The 18512-nt window shown below is 56.6% G+C and carries 16 protein-coding genes and 1 tRNA gene; 10 read left to right on the forward strand and 7 right to left on the reverse strand.

The window, feature by feature from the left end; translation table 11 throughout:
- Window positions 1-84 precede the first annotated feature (84 nt).
- Window positions 85-160: transfer RNA gene (locus HFD92_RS12360), tRNA-Trp, on the forward strand.
- A gap of 118 nt (window positions 161-278) precedes the next feature.
- Here the strand turns inward: HFD92_RS12360 and hdfR are convergent.
- Window positions 279-1112 (reverse strand): HTH-type transcriptional regulator HdfR, encoded by an 834-nt coding sequence (hdfR, locus tag HFD92_RS12365; RefSeq protein ID WP_140925589.1) that lies wholly within the window; start codon window positions 1110-1112, stop codon window positions 279-281.
- A gap of 120 nt (window positions 1113-1232) precedes the next feature.
- On the opposite strand from hdfR, the gene HFD92_RS12370 reads away from it, so the two are divergent.
- Window positions 1233-1571, forward strand: coding sequence for a DUF413 domain-containing protein (locus tag HFD92_RS12370; protein ID WP_009087989.1), 339 nt, complete (start codon window positions 1233-1235; stop codon window positions 1569-1571).
- A 24-nt stretch (window positions 1572-1595) separates the two neighbouring features.
- Here the strand turns inward: HFD92_RS12370 and HFD92_RS12375 are convergent, their stop codons facing one another.
- Window positions 1596-3116 (reverse strand): YifB family Mg chelatase-like AAA ATPase, encoded by a 1521-nt coding sequence (locus HFD92_RS12375; protein WP_058956895.1) that lies wholly within the window; start codon window positions 3114-3116, stop codon window positions 1596-1598.
- 330 nt (window positions 3117-3446) lie between these two features.
- Between HFD92_RS12375 and ilvL the strand changes: the two genes are divergently transcribed.
- From ilvL to ilvA, 6 genes are all read left to right on the forward strand, one after another.
- Window positions 3447-3545, forward strand: a complete 99-nt coding sequence (ilvL, locus tag HFD92_RS12380; protein ID WP_072101316.1) for an ilv operon leader peptide — start codon at window positions 3447-3449, stop codon at window positions 3543-3545.
- A 150-nt stretch (window positions 3546-3695) separates the two neighbouring features.
- Window positions 3696-5342 carry an acetolactate synthase 2 catalytic subunit gene (gene ilvG / locus HFD92_RS12385; protein ID WP_167429026.1) on the forward strand — a complete coding sequence of 549 codons (1647 nt, stop codon included), beginning with the start codon at window positions 3696-3698 and terminating at the stop codon, window positions 5340-5342.
- Entirely contained in the window at window positions 5339-5596 is a 258-nt protein-coding gene (gene ilvM / locus HFD92_RS12390) for an acetolactate synthase 2 small subunit (RefSeq protein ID WP_008926359.1), read from the forward strand. The genes ilvG and ilvM overlap by 4 nt, the downstream gene beginning before the upstream one ends.
- An 18-nt stretch (window positions 5597-5614) precedes the next feature.
- The gene (locus HFD92_RS12395) at window positions 5615-6544 is read left to right on the forward strand and encodes a branched-chain amino acid transaminase (protein WP_009087986.1); all 930 of its coding nucleotides are present in this window, start codon (window positions 5615-5617) and stop codon (window positions 6542-6544) included.
- A 62-nt stretch (window positions 6545-6606) separates the two neighbouring features.
- Window positions 6607-8457, forward strand: coding sequence for a dihydroxy-acid dehydratase (gene ilvD / locus HFD92_RS12400; protein ID WP_009087985.1), 1851 nt, complete (start codon window positions 6607-6609; stop codon window positions 8455-8457).
- A 2-nt stretch (window positions 8458-8459) separates the two neighbouring features.
- Complete coding sequence (ilvA, locus tag HFD92_RS12405; RefSeq protein WP_167429027.1) at window positions 8460-10007, forward strand: threonine ammonia-lyase, biosynthetic; 1548 nt, start codon at window positions 8460-8462, stop codon at window positions 10005-10007.
- On the opposite strand, the gene ilvY is transcribed toward ilvA, so the two are convergent.
- On the reverse strand, window positions 10008-10889 hold the full coding sequence (gene ilvY / locus HFD92_RS12410; RefSeq protein WP_009087982.1) for an HTH-type transcriptional activator IlvY: 882 nt from the start codon (window positions 10887-10889) through the stop codon (window positions 10008-10010). It abuts the gene before it with no gap.
- Window positions 10890-11050: 161 nt separating this feature from the next.
- On the opposite strand from ilvY, the gene ilvC reads away from it, so the two are divergent.
- On the forward strand, window positions 11051-12526 hold the full coding sequence (gene ilvC / locus HFD92_RS12415; protein ID WP_046100812.1) for a ketol-acid reductoisomerase: 1476 nt from the start codon (window positions 11051-11053) through the stop codon (window positions 12524-12526).
- Between the two features lie 601 nt (window positions 12527-13127).
- Here ilvC and HFD92_RS12420 read toward each other — a convergent pair.
- The 3 genes from HFD92_RS12420 to HFD92_RS12430 form a co-directional block, all read right to left on the reverse strand.
- A complete protein-coding gene (locus HFD92_RS12420) occupies window positions 13128-14459 on the reverse strand; it encodes an MFS transporter (protein WP_009087978.1) in 1332 nt (443 codons plus the stop codon).
- A 272-nt stretch (window positions 14460-14731) separates the two neighbouring features.
- Window positions 14732-15751 (reverse strand): inner membrane protein YhjD, encoded by a 1020-nt coding sequence (yhjD, locus tag HFD92_RS12425; protein WP_009087977.1) that lies wholly within the window; start codon window positions 15749-15751, stop codon window positions 14732-14734.
- 45 nt (window positions 15752-15796) lie between these two features.
- The gene (locus HFD92_RS12430) at window positions 15797-16696 is read right to left on the reverse strand and encodes a LysR family transcriptional regulator (protein WP_009087975.1); all 900 of its coding nucleotides are present in this window, start codon (window positions 16694-16696) and stop codon (window positions 15797-15799) included.
- 115 nt (window positions 16697-16811) lie between these two features.
- Between HFD92_RS12430 and HFD92_RS12435 the strand changes: the two genes are divergently transcribed.
- Window positions 16812-17570 (forward strand): SDR family NAD(P)-dependent oxidoreductase, encoded by a 759-nt coding sequence (locus HFD92_RS12435; protein WP_111207823.1) that lies wholly within the window; start codon window positions 16812-16814, stop codon window positions 17568-17570.
- 37 nt (window positions 17571-17607) lie between these two features.
- On the opposite strand, the gene HFD92_RS12440 is transcribed toward HFD92_RS12435, so the two are convergent.
- Window positions 17608-18456, reverse strand: a complete 849-nt coding sequence (locus tag HFD92_RS12440; protein WP_167429028.1) for a PhzF family phenazine biosynthesis protein — start codon at window positions 18454-18456, stop codon at window positions 17608-17610.
- Window positions 18457-18512: the final 56 nt, after the last annotated feature.

Genomic DNA, 18512 nt, shown 5'->3' on the forward strand with positions numbered 1-18512 from the left:
GAGCGGTAGTTCAGTTGGTTAGAATACCTGCCTGTCACGCAGGGGGTCGCGGGTTCGAGCCCCGTCCGTTCCGCCACCCTATTTAGGGGCGTAGTTCAATTGGTAGAGCACCGGTCTCCAAAACCGGGTGTTGGGGGTTCGAGTCCCTCCGCCCCTGCCAGAAAACGATCCTTTGCTTCGGCAAAGGATTTTTTTTTGCTTATAAAAAAGCAAAAAAGAAAAACCAGCTAAATCTAACTGGTCTCTGATCTCTTCTTTCTGCACGCCTGCCTGCTAATTCAGCTGTTTTGCCTGACCAGAATCGGGAATTTAAGCAGCTGACGGATATGCGCCTGCTGATCGCTGTTCTGCAACCAGACCGCATAAAGCGGACGAACGGCGACCGGTGCGTCCGGCATTACCATCAGTTCACTGTATACGCTTTGCCAGAAGTCTGGCAGAAACGCGCATGCACCCGTCGTGTAGAGCAGTTCACGGGTGACATGTGCCGATGTCGTGGTCAGCACCGGCACATCATCAGCGCCAGAGAGGTAGCTCTGATGCTGATGGAAATCGGCTCCCCACTCCAGCTTGATGTAGTCATACTTTTCGCGCTTTTCGCTCTGGCGGGCACAGAACAGTGCCAGTGAAATATGGCCAATCTGCTGGCTGGTTAATTCATCCATCTTAGGCGCTTCAGTGGTAATCAACAGATCCAGCTGACGCTCATGAAGCTGCTTAACCAGCAGATGCCGCTGCGCCACGCGTGCTTCTAAATGCAGGCTCTCACGATTCTCATACAGCGTCTGAAGCCAGGGCGTCAGATAGGCCTCCCAGAGCGATGCGCTGGCACCTATTGAGAGCTCATGGTGCTGCTCAGTATGAGAAACCTCCTTCTTCGCCATTATCCAGGTGCTCATCAGGCTTTCCGCATAAGGAAGCAGTCGCTCCCCGGCGGCAGTCAGACGTATGTTGTTGCGATGCCGGGTAAAAAGGTTAACGCCGAGCTGATTCTCCAGCTGACGGATGCGAAAACTGACAGCAGATTGCGTAAGGTAAAGGGCTTCAGCAGCACGCCCGAAATGACGTGTTCTGCTCACTTCAAGGAAAGTTTTCAGTAATTCCGTATCCACAACGCGCTCCCAAAAATTGTTTGTCGTATAGATTTAAATGTTTTGTTTTACACTCTGTCAAGCCTATCTAATACTCCGCGCCATTAACAGCACGGCATTAGAGAATCAGGAGCGTGTAACATGGCGGAAAGCTTCTTAACAGAGAATCGTTTCTTTGATAACAAACATTACCCGCGTGGTTTCTCACGCCACGGTGACTTTACTATTAAAGAAGCCCAGCTTCTGGAACGCCACGGTTTCGCCTTTAATGAGCTGGATTTATCGAAGCGTGAGCCTGCAACAGAAGAAGAACGTTTGTTTATCGAAGTGTGTCGTGGCGTGCGTGAGCCGCAGACGGAAGCTGAGCGTGTATGGTCAAAGTATATGACCCGCATCAAGCGTCCTAAGCGTTTTCACACGCTGTCTGGCGGTAAGCCACAGATGGACACCGTTGAAGACTACAGCGACAGCGACGATTAGCAGAAAGGGGCGAGAGCCCCTTTTTTATTGCAGGCTGTTATGCAGATGGATCATTAATCGATCAATCGCGCGATAGCTGACCGCCTCCTGCAGATGGAGGCGGGTAATCTCTTTCTCTCCGGCCAGATCGGCCACGGTGCGGGCCACTTTTAAAATTCGCTGCCAGGCTCGCACAGATAACCCCAGTTTCTCCAGCACAGACTCCAGCCATTCGGCATCCTCTTTTTCAGGCTGGCACCAGCGCAGGATTTCCGCATTATTCAGATGCGCGTTAATTTTACCTGCGCGCGCGAGCTGGATCGCTCGCGCCGCAACGACCCGCTGACGAACCTGCTCAGAGCTTTCTGCGGCCGGTCGCTGGCCACTGAGCATGCCACCGGGCAACAGCGGCACCTCCAGTGAAAGATCAAAGCGATCCAGAAACGGCCCTGATAACTTACTGAGATAACGCAGGATCTGCTGAGGCGAGCAGCGATTATGCTGTCCCTGATAATGCCCGGTTGGCCCGGGATTCATGGCAGCAATCAGCTGAAACCGTGCCGGGAACGTGACCTTTGCCCGGGCTCGCGAAATGGCGATGACGCCTGACTCCAGTGGCTCACGCAGTGAATCCAGCACCCTGCGGTCAAATTCCGGTAATTCATCCAGAAACAGCACGCCATTATGCGCCAGGGAGATCTCTCCGGGCCGCGGCAATGACCCTCCGCCAACCAGAGCATAGAGAGACGCGCTGTGATGAGGCGACCTGAAAGGCCGGCTGCGCCACTGTCGGTGCAGGGCAGTGCTGTTTATCAGGCTGGCTATCGCCGCACACTCCAGCGCTTCCTGGTCGCTTAAGGCGGGCATGATGCCAGGCAGACGGGTTGCGAGCATCGTTTTGCCGGTGCCAGGCGGCCCAATCAGTAACAGGTTATGCCCGCCCGCCGCGGTGATCTCCAGTGCTCTGCGCCCCTGCTGCTGACCGATGATATCCGCGAGATCGTCACCAGGCGTGGCATGCTGATGCTCAGGGTAGGGAGCCGGTGATAATGTCAGCGCATCACGGAGAAAAGCGCAGACCTCACTGAGGTGAGCGGCGACCAGTGACGCTCCCTCACGAATCAGCCCGGCGTCACGCTGATTTTCCGCAGAGAGAACCAGCTGTCGTCCAGCCTGAAGGGCCATCATGGCCGCAGGAATTGCCCCCTGAACGGCACATAGCGCGCCATCCAGCGCCAGTTCACCCAGAAACTCAAAGTGCATCAGCTTATCCGCAGGAAGCTGCTCTGAGGCGACCAGAATGGCAATTGCCATGGGCAGGTCATAGCGCCCGCCCTCTTTGGGTAAATCCGCTGGTGCCAGATTGATGGTGACCCGTCTGGCCGGGAAGGTAAAACCGCTGTTGATAATGGCGCTGCGAACCCGCTCACGCGCCTCTTTGACCGTGGTTTCAGGCAGACCCACCAGCGTCAGTGCAGGCAGGCCATTACTGATGTGAGCCTCAATGGTCACCAGCGGCGCTTCCACGCCTAATGCTGCGCGGGTCAGAACTTTAGACAATGACATACTCACTCCTTGTTGCCATCAGTCTGATCAGCACCCAAAAGGAAAGCGAGTACGCCTTCTGACGATTCCGACGCACTGCACAAGAAATTGAGGTCACTTTCACTGGCTCTCATCGTGCTGCGAAACTGCACGTAAATTCAGCAGAACATCATTACGTCAGTAAAGTGATGAATATTTATCATCTTGTAATTATTACTTGTATTACAAATTGATAGGACGGGATTTAATCTCCCGCGCTAAAAAAAACCTGCAAAAAAAGTTGTGTTATGGCCCCTGACTATGATAACTCTGTAGGCATTACTTCGAACACGTAAAAGAATTGAACAACACATGAAAGCCCTTCTACAAGTGATTAGCCTGGTCGTGATTAGCGTGGTGGTGGTTATTAACCTACCGTGCGGGGCAACGCTTGGAGAAAGAAAGGCTTAAAAATCAAGCCTCGAATCCGAAAAAACCCCCGCACCGAAAGGTCCGGGGGTTTTTTTTCGACCCGGGGAAATATCAGTAAATCTGCAAGGAACAAACAATGAACAGTAGCATAAAATTCTGTTGTTCCCGTCAGGACACAGGAGAATAGCGATGACAGGTGCTCAGTGGGTAGTTCAGGCTTTACGCGCGCAGGGTGTTGATACCGTATTTGGTTACCCTGGCGGCGCCATCATGCCGGTATACGACGCGCTATACGATGGCGGCGTGGAACACCTACTGTGCCGTCATGAGCAGGGGGCAGTTATGGCCGCGATTGGCTATGCGCGCTCCACCGGCAAAACCGGTGTCTGTATTGCCACCTCCGGCCCTGGCGCTACCAACCTGATCACCGGTCTGGCTGATGCCATGATGGACTCCGTGCCGATCGTTGCGGTAACCGGTCAGGTCTCGTCTGCGTTTATCGGTACTGACGCTTTCCAGGAGATCGACGTGCTGGGACTGTCCCTGGCCTGCACCAAACATAGCTTCCTGGTTGAGTCGCTGGATGAGCTGCCCGCTATCATGGCTGAGGCTTTTGCCATGGCGCAGTCAGGGCGTCCGGGGCCGGTACTGGTTGATATTCCCAAAGATATTCAGATTGCGCAGGGGGAACCCGCGCCGCATCTGGTTTCGGTAGAGGAGGATGACTCACTGCCGCATCATGACATCCGCGAGGCGCGGGCAATAATGACCCAGGCCAGAAAACCGATGCTCTATGTTGGCGGAGGCGTGGGCATGGCGCAGGCGGTTCCGGCACTGCGTGCATTCGCAGCAGAAACCGGCATCCCTGCCGTTGCGACCCTGAAAGGTCTGGGCAGCGTCGATGCGCAGAGCGAGGTTTATCTGGGCATGCTGGGGATGCACGGCACCAAAGCCGCTAACTATGCTGTTCAGGCGTGTGACCTGCTGATTGCGGTCGGTGCCCGTTTTGACGATCGGGTGACCGGCAAGCTGGATACCTTTGCGCCGCACGCCAGCGTGATTCATCTCGACATCGACCCCGCAGAGTTAAATAAGTTACGTCGCGCGCACGTCTCACTGCAGGGCGATCTCAACGCGCTGCTGCCCGCGCTGAGTCAGCCTTTGCACATCGACGCCTGGCGCGACGAGGTGAAGGCACTCAAGGCCAGTCACGCCTGGCGCTACGATCATCCAGGCGAGGCAATCTATGCACCGCTGCTGCTGAAGCAGCTCTCCGAGCGCAAACCGGACAGCGCGGTGGTCACCACCGATGTCGGACAGCACCAGATGTGGACGGCCCAGCATATGGCCTTCAGCGCGCCGGAGAACTTCATCACCTCCAGCGGCTTAGGCACGATGGGCTTTGGTTTGCCTGCCGCCATCGGTGCACAGGTCGCCCGTCCGGAAGATACGGTGATCTGCGTCTCGGGCGACGGCTCAATCATGATGAATATTCAGGAGCTGGGCACCATTAAGCGCGGAAAGCTGCCGGTCAAAATCGTGCTGCTGGATAACCAGCGTCTGGGCATGGTGCGTCAGTGGCAGCAGCTCTTCTTCGACGGTCGCTACAGCGAAACCAATCTCTCTGACAATCCCGACTTCCTCACGCTGGCCAGCGCTTTCAATATTCCCGGCCAGCGCATTACCCGTAAAGATCAGGTCGACGTCGCACTTGATGCTCTGCTGAACAGCGAAGGTCCTTACTTCCTGCATGTTGCAATTGATGAGCATGAAAACGTCTGGCCACTGGTACCGCCGGGTGCCAGCAATGCAAACATGATGGAGAAAACTGTATGAACCAGCATCAATTGTCTATCGAAGCCCGCTTCCGCCCTGAAATATTGGAGCGCATTTTACGCGTCGTGCGCCACCGCGGTTTTCAGGTCTGTTCTATGAACATGGCCTCAGTCGCCAACGCGGAAAACATTAATATTGAAATGACCGTTGCCAGCCAGCGCTCCGTCGATTTACTGTCTTCGCAGTTAAGTAAATTGATTGACGTTGCATGCGTTCAGATTCAACAACAGACAACACAACAAATCCGCGCCTAGCCGCGAGAGGGAATAACAATGAGCACGAAGAAAGCAGACTTTATTTGGTTCAATGGCGAGATGGTTAAGTGGGAAGAGGCGAAGGTCAGCGTCATGTCCCACGCGTTGCACTATGGCACGTCGGTGTTTGAAGGCGTCCGCTGCTACGACTCTCACAAAGGACCGGTTGTGTTCCGCCACCGTGAACACATGCAACGTCTGCACGACTCCGCCAAAATCTACCGTTTCCCGATTAAAAGCAGCGTTGATGAGCTGATGGAAGCGTGCCGCGAAGTCATCCGCGTGAACAAACTGAAAAGTGCTTATATCCGTCCGCTGGCCTTCGTGGGCGATGTGGGCCTGGGCGTGAACCCGCCAGATGGCTTTACCACCGACGTGATCATTGCAGCCTTCCCGTGGGGCGCGTACCTGGGTGCGGAAGCTCTGGAAAACGGCATTGATGCGATGGTCTCCTCCTGGAGCCGTGTGGCGCCGAATACCCTGCCAACTGCCGCAAAAGCGGGCGGTAACTACCTCTCCTCACTGCTGGTGGGCAGCGAAGCCCGTCGTCACGGCTATCAGGAAGGTATCGCGCTGGATACCAATGGCCTGATCTCAGAAGGTGCGGGCGAAAACCTGTTTGAAGTGAAAGATGGCGTGCTCTTTACCCCGCCATTCACCTCTTCAGCTCTGCCGGGCATCACCCGCGATGCCATCATCACCCTGGCGCGTGATATGGGCATTGAAGTGCGCGAGCAGACCCTGTCGCGTGAATCCCTCTATCTGGCTGATGAAGTGTTTATGTCTGGTACCGCTGCAGAAATTACCCCGGTGCGCAGCGTTGACCGCATTCAGGTGGGCGAAGGCAAATGTGGTCCGGTGACCAAACGCATCCAGCAGGCCTTCTTTGGTCTGTTCACCGGCGAAACCGAAGACAAATGGGGCTGGTTAGATCCGGTTAATCCATAATCAGATACAGCGCGGACGTCATCTGACGTCCGCGAGCTTTTTCTTACTGGAGTAAATAGAGCATGCCTAAGTACCGTTCCGCCACCACCACCCACGGCCGTAATATGGCGGGTGCCCGTGCCTTATGGCGCGCGACAGGAATGACCGATGACGATTTCGGTAAGCCGATTATCGCTGTGGTTAACTCATTCACCCAATTTGTCCCGGGCCACGTTCACCTGCGTGACCTTGGTAAACTGGTCGCCGAGCAGATCGAAGCATCAGGCGGTGTGGCTAAAGAGTTCAACACGATCGCGGTGGATGACGGTATTGCCATGGGTCATGGCGGCATGCTGTATTCACTGCCTTCGCGTGAACTGATTGCTGACTCGGTCGAGTACATGGTGAACGCACACTGCGCCGACGCCATGGTCTGTATCTCCAACTGCGACAAAATCACGCCGGGGATGCTGATGGCGTCACTGCGCCTCAATATCCCGGTGATCTTCGTTTCAGGCGGACCGATGGAAGCTGGTAAAACCAAGCTTTCTGACCAGATCATCAAACTGGATCTGGTGGATGCGATGATTCAGGGCGCCAACCCGAACGTCAGCGACGCCGACAGTGAGCAGATCGAACGTTCTGCCTGTCCGACCTGCGGCTCCTGCTCCGGCATGTTTACCGCGAACTCAATGAACTGCCTGACCGAAGCACTCGGCCTGTCGCAGCCAGGCAACGGCTCCCTGCTGGCCACCCACGCCGATCGTAAAGAGCTGTTCATCAACGCCGGTAAGCGCATCGTCAGCCTGACCAAACGTTACTATGAACAGGATGACGTCAACGTGCTGCCGCGGAGCATCGCCAACAAGGCCGCTTTCGAAAACGCCATGACGCTGGATATCGCCATGGGCGGTTCCACTAACACCGTACTGCACCTGCTGGCAGCCGCGCAGGAAGGCGATATCGACTTCAATATCTCTGACATCGATCGCCTGTCACGCAAAGTGCCTCAGCTCTGTAAAGTCGCGCCAAGTACCCCGAAATACCACATGGAAGATGTGCATCGCGCGGGTGGTGTCTACGCGATTCTCGGCGAGCTGGATCGCGCAGGTCTGTTCGACAGCAGCGCCCGAAATATCCTGCAGCAGACGATGCGTGAAACGCTGGATCAGTACGACATCATGCTGACCAGCGATCAGGCGGTAAAAGAGATGTTCCGTGCCGGTCCGGCAGGCATCCGTACCACCCAGGCATTCTCGCAGAGCTGCCGCTGGGACACGCTGGATGATGACCGTGCTGAAGGCTGTATCCGTACCCGCGAAAACGCCTATTCGCAGGATGGTGGTCTGGCCGTACTTTACGGCAACATCGCAGAAGATGGCTGTATCGTTAAAACCGCAGGCGTAGACAAAGAGATCCTGACCTTCACCGGCCCGGCTAAAGTCTACGAAAGTCAGGATGATGCTGTTGAAGCGATCCTGGGCGGCAAAGTGGTGGCGGGCGACGTGGTCGTGATCCGCTACGAAGGGCCAAAAGGCGGGCCGGGCATGCAGGAGATGCTCTATCCGACCACCTATCTGAAATCGATGGGACTGGGCAAAAGCTGCGCCCTGATCACCGACGGTCGTTTCTCTGGCGGCACCTCTGGTCTCTCTATCGGTCATGCCTCACCTGAAGCGGCAAACGGCGGCACCATTGCGCTGGTGAAAGATGGCGACACCATTGAGATCGACATCCCGAACCGCGGCATCAGACTTGCCGTGCCGGATAACGAACTGCACGCCCGCCGTGAAGAGCAGCAGGCACGTGGCGATGCGGCCTATACGCCGATCAATCGTCAGCGTGAAGTCTCGTTCGCGCTGCGTGCTTACGCCTCACTTGCGACCAGTGCTGATAAAGGCGCTGTCCGCGATAAGAGCAAGCTGGGAGGCTGACCATGGCCGAGCCTCAACCGCTACCCGACGCACCCTGCGGCGCCGAGTATTTGCGCGCAGTGTTGCGTTCACCGGTGTACGAAGTCGCACAGGTAACGCCGCTGCAGAAGATGGAAAAAATCTCATCGCGTCTTGGCAACACCATTCTGGTGAAGCGGGAAGATCGCCAGCCGGTGCACAGCTTCAAGCTGCGCGGTGCTTACGCGATGATTGCCGGCCTGAACGAAGAGCAGAAAGCGCGCGGCGTGGTAACGGCCTCCGCCGGTAACCATGCACAGGGCGTGGCGCTCTCCGCCAGCAAGCTGGGCATTAAGTCACTGATCGTGATGCCGCTGGCGACAGCCGATATCAAGGTGGATGCGGTGCGCGCGTTTGGCGGTGAGGCTTACCTGTTTGGTGCCAACTTTGATGAGGCGAAAGCCAAAGCGATCGAACTGTCGGAACAGCGCGGCTACACCTTCGTGCCACCGTTTGACCATCCGGCAGTGATTGCCGGACAGGGCACGCTGGCGATGGAGCTGCTGCAACAGGATGCGCATCTGGATCGGGTCTTTGTCCCGGTTGGCGGGGGCGGTCTGGCAGCCGGTGTGGCGGTGCTGATTAAACAGCTGATGCCGCAAATCAAAGTGATTGCGGTGGAGTCAGAAGATTCAGCCTGTCTGAAGGCGGCGCTGGAGGCAGGTCATCCGGTCGATCTGCCCCGCGTCGGGCTGTTTGCCGAAGGCGTGGCGGTGAAGCGTATCGGCAGCGAGACCTTCCGCCTGTGCAAAGCGTATCTTGACGACATCATCACCGTCGACAGCGATGCCATCTGCGCAGCAATGAAGGATCTGTTCGAAGATGTCCGTGCCGTGGCGGAGCCTTCCGGGGCGCTGGCGCTGGCGGGCATGAAGAAGTATATCCAGCAGCATGAGATCAAAGGCGAACGGCTGGCGCATGTCTTATCCGGGGCCAACGTCAATTTTCACGGTCTGCGATATGTCTCTGAGCGCTGCGAGCTGGGCGAACAGCGAGAGGCGCTGCTGGCTGTGACCATTCCGGAACAGCAGGGGAGCTTTTTACGCTTCTGCCAGACGCTGGGTGGGCGTGCCATCACGGAGTTCAACTACCGCTACGCTGACGCAGATAAAGCCTGCATCTTTGTTGGTGTCAGGCTGACCCGTGGCGTCGAGGAGCGCAGCGAGATTATCAGCGAACTGACCCAGGGCGGCTATCAGGTGGTCGATCTCTCTGATGATGAGATGGCAAAGCTGCACGTGCGTTACATGGTGGGCGGACGACCTTCCAAACCGCTGCGTGAACGGCTTTTCAGCTTTGAATTTCCGGAGGCACCCGGCGCGTTGCTGAAGTTTCTGCAGACGCTTGGCACGCACTGGAATATCTCGCTGTTTCACTACCGCAGCCACGGCACTGATTATGGCCGCGTGCTGGCGGCCTTTGAACTGGGCAGCGATGAGCCGCGTTTCGAAGAGCATCTCACCGATCTGGGCTATGACTTTCATGATGAAAGCCAGAACCCGGCGTTCCGCTTCTTCCTGTCAGGCAGCTGATTACAGCTGGCTCCAGAAGGCACTGATCAGCGGCTCACCGAGCCGCTTTTTTTGTACGCAGATGCCGAGTTCAAACGGCGCGACCGATTCAACATTTTCCAGCATCATCACGCGGTTACGCACCGGTTCCGGGCTGTTTTCCAGCACCACATGCGGCAGCAACGCGATGCCGCATCCCAGCGCCACCATCGAGACAATCGCTTCATGCCCCGACACCGTGGCGTAAATCAGCGGGTTAGGAATGCGATGGCGGCGGAACCAGAGATCGATACGCCGCCGTGCCGGACCCTGGTCCGGCAGAATAAACGGAATCTGTGCCCAGTCTGGCTGTGGCTGTGTAGCCTGAGTGCGAACGGCACAGGGTAAGGCGGGCGCAATCAGGACCAGCGGGATCAGCCCCAGTGGCATAAAATCAATGCTGGCTGGCAGCGTTTCAGGGCGTCCGGCAATCGCCAGATCGGCATCACCGGAGTGAACTTTTTCCAGCGCATCCGCGGCATCGCCGGTATTCAGTTTAATTTCCACCTGCGGATGTTCGGCGCGAAAGCGGTCGAGGATAGGCGGCAGATGGCTGTAGGCCGCCGTTACCGAGCAGAACAGCCGCAGCTCGCCGCTGAGTGACGGACCATTGAGATCCATGACATGACGCAGTTGCTGATACTGCAGCAGCGTCTGCTGGGCAAACTGACGCAGGCGTTCGCCCGCCTCCGTCAGCGTGACGGTACGGTTATCACGCAGAAACAGCGCATGGCCGACATCCTCTTCAAGCCGCTGGATCTGGCGTGACAGCGTGGAAGGGCTGACGTGCATAGCACGCGCGCTGCGCCCGAAGTGGCAGCTTTCTGCCAGATGAAGAAACAGTTTCAGATCCCGTAAATCCATGTGCGCGTCGCCTCTGGGTGGTGTTGCATTTATTGCAATGTGACGTTGTTAATATATCAATTTAAGCAACAGAATTCCTGTCATATGATGGGGTCATTCGCGGCGCTGCATGACACGCCGTTCCTGAACAAAAAAAGCAAACACAACTTACCGGAGTACCCATGGCTAACTATTTCAACACACTGAATCTGCGCAATCAGCTGGCGCAATTAGGCAAATGTCGTTTCATGGCGCGCGATGAGTTCGCAGATGGTGCGAGTTTCCTGAAGGGCAAAAAAGTCGTTATCGTTGGCTGTGGCGCACAGGGCCTGAACCAGGGTCTGAACATGCGTGATTCCGGTCTGGATGTCGCCTATGCACTGCGTGCTGAAGCGATTGCTGAGAAACGCCCTTCATGGCGCAAAGCGACCGATAACGGTTTCAAAGTGGGAACCTACGAAGAGCTGATCCCGCAGGCGGACCTGGTGGTAAACCTGACGCCAGACAAACAGCACTCTGCGGTGGTTCAGGCTGTTCAGCCGCTGATGAAAGATGGCGCAGCACTGGGCTACTCACACGGCTTCAACATCGTTGAAGTGGGCGAGAGCATTCGTAAAGATATCACCGTCGTCATGGTGGCACCGAAGTGTCCGGGTACAGAAGTGCGTGAAGAGTATAAGCGTGGCTTCGGTGTTCCGACCCTGATCGCTGTTCACCCGGAAAATGATCCAAAAGGCGAAGGCATGGCGATTGCTAAAGCCTGGGCAGCCGCAACCGGTGGCGATCGTGCTGGCGTGCTGGAATCCTCTTTCGTGGCAGAAGTCAAATCTGACCTGATGGGTGAGCAGACCATTCTGTGTGGCATGCTGCAGGCTGGTTCACTGCTCTGCTTCGACAAGCTGGTGGCGGAAGGTCATGACGCGGCGTACACCGAAAAACTGATTCAGTTCGGCTGGGAAACCATCACCGAATCGCTGAAGTTCGGCGGCATCACCCTGATGATGGATCGCCTCTCAAATCCGGCAAAAATCCGTGCATACGCGCTGTCTGAGCAGCTGAAAACCATCATGGCTCCGCTGTTCCAGAAGCACATGGATGACATCATCTCGGGTGAATTCTCTTCCGGTATGATGGCCGACTGGGCGAACGACGACAAAAACCTGCTCACCTGGCGTGAAGAGACCGGTAAAACTGCGTTTGAAAATGCGCCGCAGTTTGAAGGTAAGATCGACGAGCAGGAGTACTATGACAAAGGCGTCGTTATGGTCGCCATGGTCAAAGCGGGCGTGGAGCTGGCGTTTGAAACCATGGTTGATGCGGGCATCATCGAAGAGTCTGCTTACTATGAATCCCTGCACGAGCTGCCGCTGATTGCTAACACCATTGCCCGTAAGCGTCTGTACGAAATGAACGTGGTTATCTCGGATACCGCCGAATATGGTAACTACCTGTTCTCCTTCGCGGCTGTACCGCTGCTGAAAGAGTTCATGACCACGCTGCAGCCAGGCGACCTGGGTAAAGCCATTGAGGGAACGCAGGTAGACAACGCGCAGCTGCGTGACGTCAACGAAGCGGTTCGCCAGCATCCGATTGAAATCGTGGGCCGCAAACTGCGTGGCTACATGACCGACATGAAGCGTATCGCTGTCGCAGGCTGATAAGCGGCACCCCCGTTTTCAGCAAAACAAACCCCGGCTTGCCGGGGTTTGTTGTTTGTGAACAATGCCTGAGAAGTTCGCTGGTGGAACGGTGCCTGCACTGCCTGCTTCGCTAGGCAATACGGTCAGATCGGAAAGATGCAAAACCCGCCATCCCTGGCCGCTCGGCCCGTAAACGGGCCAACGCTTTGCGTTGTTCAAAAACGCTCCCGGCGTTTTTATCCGGGCGGCGGGACGCTTTCCTCTTCTGACCGTGTTCCCTGTGCCCTTAAGCTTCTACATCGCTGCCAGAATAACCCTGCCCATTAGCACGATGCAGAATCTTCAAACAGACAGCCAATCCACTTAAAGCGATGGGAGCATACGCCTGTAGCAAAGCATAGCGGGCCAGGGATGGACCGCGCTGAGCCCGCCACGGATGGCGTCTTTTGCGTCTTTGCGGAGGGCGTATGCTCCCTGAGCCTGTAGCCTGACCATAAGGCGATGTTTTTAAACTCCTCAGGGTCAAAGTATGTTCCCTAAGCTGGCTTAGATTGACTAAACCCAACCCATAAAAAAAACCCGGCATCTGCCGGGTTTTACTGACTTTCATCCCACCGGACTACACGTCATACAGCGTCTGGTGACGAGTCTCTTTACAGGCCAGCAACGCAATCAGTGTCAGCACCGCCATCGACGCCAGATAGAACCCTACCGCCTGCAAGCCGTAACTGGCATTCAGCCAGGTCGCGATGTAAGGCGCAACCGAGGCACCCAGAATTGAGGAGAGATTGTAGGAGAACGAGGCACCGGTATAACGCACTTCGGTCGGAAACAGCTCCGGCAGCAGTGCGCCCATCGGGCCAAACGTCAGCCCCATAATGCTCAGACCCAGCAGCAGGAACGCCATCACCAGCGCCTGTGAACCCGAACCGAGCATCGCCGGGAACAGGAACGAAAACGCGATAATCATCAGCGTGATGGTAATCATAGTCTTGCGACGACCAAAGCGATCCGCCAGCACGCCCGCAATCGGCACCATCACGCCAAAGCCAATGACTGCCAGCATCAGCATCCACAGCATACTGTTACGCGGAATGCCCAGACCCGCTGGCGCTGGTGTGGTGCCGTAGCTCATTGAATAGACCGTCATGATATAGAACAGCGTATAGGTCGCCAGCATGATAAAGGTGCCGAGAATGGTGGCAGTCAGGTGCCTGCTCAGCAGCGCCGCAATCGGTACCCGAACCTGCTTCTGCTCTTTCTGCACTTTGGCAAACACCGGACTTTCATGCAGCGAAACGCGCACATAGAGGCCAATCAGCACCAGTACGGCAGAGAGAATGAAGGGAACGCGCCAGCCCCACTGCATAAACTGCTCGTCAGTCAGCAGCCACGAGAGCAGCAGAAAGGTGCCGTTAGCAAAGAAAAAGCCGATCGGCGCGCCCAGCTGCGGGAAGGAGCCATAGAGCGCACGCTTCTTCGCCGGAGCGTTTTCCGTTGCCAGCAGCGCTGCGCCACCCCATTCGCCGCCCAGGCCCAGCCCCTGACCAAAACGCGCCAGCGCCAGCAGCAGCGGCGCCATCACACCAATGGTTTCATAGCCCGGCAGCAGGCCAATCACCACGGTGGAGATCCCCATGGTCAGCAGCGAGGCAACCAGGGTGGCCTTACGTCCTACGCGGTCGCCAAAGTGACCAAACAGGGCAGAGCCAATCGGACGCGCAATAAAGGCGATAGCGAAAGTGGCGAGCGACTGTAGCGTGGCGACGGTGGCATCACCCTGCGGGAAGAAAATATGGGGAAAAACAATCACCGCAGCCGTGGCATAAATATAAAAGTCGAAGAATTCGATGGCCGTGCCGACCAGTGAGGCTATCACCACTTTACTGCGTGAGTTAACCGGTGCGGGGTCCTGCTGTTTGTCGAGTGTGTCTGAGAGGGAGGCTTGCATAACTGTTTCTTATTTGTAAATACAGACAAAGAATCTTACGCACCTGACTGACCGCATTCAATGGCGAAAACCCGCGCCGCGCCTGGCTTCAGCGGGCAAAAAGAGGATAATTTCTGTGGTGCGGCGAATGCCGGGTGATACCGGGGTAAACCGGACGATATCTGGCGGGATACTCTGTGAAAGGGCTAAATAAAAGTGACCCCTCAGCTATTCATCCTGTTATCTGAGTAAAAAATAGCCGAGGGGAGGTGTTTTCCGCTGTTGTTAACAGATCAGGACGTTTTGCGTCGTGCTGCGCTGCCCGCTTCAGGCATCTGCGGATCGTCTTTATATTTAGCTGTGGCGATCCATGCCGCACAGAACAGCGTCAGACGGGCGAAGAAGTAGAAGAACGCCATCAGGCCGAGCACGGAACCAAAGGCCGCGCCTGAAGGGGAGGTTGCCAGCTTTGGCAGGGTCAGCGTCATGACAAACTTGATCACCTCAAAACCGATGGCCGCCAGCAGCGTCCCGCGGAACAGCGCCTTCTTGCGTGGCTTATGTCGTGGCAGGATCCAGAAAATCCAGAGAAACAGCAGGTAGTTAGCCAGCACAGAAATCGAGGTGGCGATAATGGTCATCGCAGGCCGCAGCCAGTCGATGCCATCCAGCCCCAGGGCGCTCACGATGGTCGCCTGGGCAGACCCCGCCACTGAGGTCAGCGAAAGCGTAATGATCAGGGCCAGCATCAGGCCGGTCAGCGACAGGAAATCGCGGATGTAGCGTTTCCAGATCTTCTCCTGGTCATCAGGATTGCGTTCCCAGACGTCGCGCGACTGGGCACGAATGGCTTCCCGCAGATTCCCCATCCAGTTCAGACCGGAATAGAGCGCCAGCAGTAAACCGGAGATCCCCACCGTGGCGCGCTGCTGAATGGCGGTATTCACCGTATTCTTCAGCGTGGTCGCCAGCGTCGGGTCGCTGATGCTGCTGACGATTTTATTGATGATATCGGTCAGCAGATCCGGATTGGAGGCGAGTACAAAACCCACGGCGGCAAACGACACCATCAGAATCGGGATCAGCGATAAAAATGAGAAATAGGTAATGGCCGCACCAAACTGGCTGCCGAGCCGGTCGTTAAAGCGCTCAAGGGCACGGATAAAATGCGCCACCGCCGGAATGGCCTGAAACCAGGCGGCAAAACGCGACACGCGGACAATCGACTGGTCCACGGTCTGATTGCCGGTTTTAATGTCGATAAGCGGTTTCTCTGGCTGTGTATCCTGCGAATGTTCCTGCTTGTCTGTCATAGACCTTCACTGTCCTGTTTGTCATTAAAATCAGAGTATAGTCGCTCAGGTGACGTACTCCTGCAGCACCTGACTCAGCCACTCCATAAAAACCCGCACGCGACGCGCCACATTGCGCCGGTGCGGATAGAGCAGGTGGATCGGCATGGGCCTGGCGGGGAAGCGATGCAGCACCTCGACCAGCTCGCCGTTTTCCAGCAGGGGCTGAATGCCGGCCGCCGGCACCTGAATAATGCCTAATCCTGCCAGACAGGCCGCGCGGTAGGTTTCGGTGCTGTTCACGGTCACCGCGCCGCCGGTGTGAACATAGTGGCACTGCCTGCCATCAAAATATTCAAAACCCGGTGCGGCCTGGCCCAGCTGCTGGCTGTAGTGGACCATCGCATGCTGCGACAGCTCCTCCAGCCGGACCGGCATCCCGAAACGCGAAAGGTAGCCAGGGCTGGCGCAGTTGATCAAGGTGTGGGTGCCAATTTTTCGCGCGATCAGTCCCGAATCCTTCAGCTCGCCGACCCGGATAACACAGTCAAAGCCTTCCCGGATCACATCCACCTGACGGTCACTGCTGCTCAGTTCAATCTCTACGCCAGGGTAGTGCTGCAAAAATTCCGGCAGGCGGGGAAGGATAAAACCGGTCGCCATCGCGACGGACATATCGACCCGCAGCTTGCCGCTGAGCGTGGCGGGATCGTGCTGGAACAGACTGTCCATATCGTCAATCATCGACAGCAGGTCCAGACAGCGATCGTAATAGACCAGTCCATCCTGAGTCAGTTGCACCCGGCGCGTGGTGCGATGCAGCAAACGGGTTGCCATTTGATTCTCCAGCGCCTGTATCTGCCGCGATACGCTGCCTTTAGGCACGCCTAAACTCTCCGCCGCGCGGGTAAAACTGCCCATTTCGGCCACCCGCACAAAAACCTGCATTGCGTGAATTTTGTCCATGTTGTTCACCGATTGTTGTTTTTATTGAAACAGTGATGCGCTTTTTACACTGTTTATAGATCAATAATTCGCGAATATCCTTAACACGTGTTCAACTTTTCAACAGGGGTGAGAGATGAATCAGAAAGTTGCGTTAATTACCGGTGCAAATCGCGGTTTAGGCCGTAACGGCGCATTAAAACTGGCTGCCAGAGGCACCGATATCATCCTGACCTACCGCACTCATGCCGATGAGGCGCAGGCGGTTGTCAAAGAGATTGAGGCGATGGGACGGCGTGCAGTGGCGCTGGCGCTGGATGTCGGCGAAACCGGTCAGTTCGATCGCTTTGTCGGGCAGGTGAAAGAGGCCCTGCAGCAGCAGTGGCAGCGGGATCGCTTTGACTATTTAGTGAACAACGCCGGGCACGGTCACTATAAGCCGTTTACCGATACCACGGAGGCGGAATTTGACGCCCTGGTGAATGTCCATTTCAAAGGTCCCTACTTTCTGACCCAGAAGCTGCTGCCGCTGATCAACGACGGAGGCCGCATCCTGAATATCTCCAGCGGTCTGACCCGGCTGGTCTATCCGGGCTCTGCGACCTATGCATCGATGAAAGGGGCGATGGAGGTGCTGACCCGCTATCAGGCGAAGGAGCTGGGGGCGAGACGGATTCGGGTCAATATTCTGGCACCCGGGGCGATAGAAACGGACTTCGGCGGAGGCCGGGTGCGTGACACCCGGGAGATTAACGATCAGATTGCTGCACTGACGGCGCTGGGCCGGGTGGGATTGCCGGACGACATCGGCGATGCCATCAGCGCGATTCTCAGTGATGAAACCGGCTGGATCACCGCGCAGCGCATCGAAGCCTCAGGCGGGCAGGGCATTTAACCCCCGGCGGCATCGTGGCCCGCCGATGCCGCCAGCCTTACAGCGCGATTGTGCCGTCGATGACGGTGACGGTATGACCGCCAATCCAGATCGTGCTACTATCGAAGGTCACGTTTACCCGACCGGCACGCTGCAGCGCCGTGCCCTGACGCACGCGATAGCCCGTGGTCTGTCCCGCCATGGCAAAGTAACGCGCCAGACAGGCGTTGGCACTGCCCGTCACCGGATCTTCGGTCAGGCTGCCCTTTTCGACCAGCAGGGCGCGTACTTCATACTGCTCCTCTTCTCCCTGCGGCAGGCGACCAAACGCCATCATCCCCGATACGTCCGCCTGTTTAAGCAGACGATCGAGTTCGCTGACGCTGGGCTGCAGCGCCAGCACCGCGTCGGCGCTGGTCATCGGTACCAGCAGCCAGCGGATACCCATATCAACCACCGTCGGGCTTTGCGTCAGATCGAAAGCCTCGCTGTTTAACGCTTTCGCCATCAGTGCATCCTGCCAGGGTGTCAGCGTGGCAGCCGGGGCGGCAAACGCCAGTTCACCCATCTCATTAATCTTCACCGTGACGTTACCGACACCGCACTCCTGCACAATCTCGCCGGGTGTGCGGGTTGGCCAGCCGGCCTCCAGCAGGGCGTGCGCCGTACCCAGCGTGGGATGACCGGCAAACGGCAGCTCGCCTTCAACGGTAAAAATGCGCACCCGATAGTCGGCTTCCGCATGCTCAGGCGGCAGCACAAAGGTGGTCTCCGACAGGTTAGTCCAGCGGGCAATGGCGGCCAGCTGGCTGTCGCTTAACCCCTGCGCATCCATAATGACCGCCAGCGGATTGCCGTTAAAGGCTGATGAGGTAAACACATCGACTTGCTTAAACGCGACCTGCATGGTGACTCCTTACTGAGGGTGTTCAGGGTGGCCTTTTCTCTGCCAGATGATTGCTT

The organism is Pantoea sp. EKM101V, assembly GCF_011800325.1.
GTDB lineage: Bacteria > Pseudomonadota > Gammaproteobacteria > Enterobacterales > Enterobacteriaceae > Pantoea > Pantoea anthophila.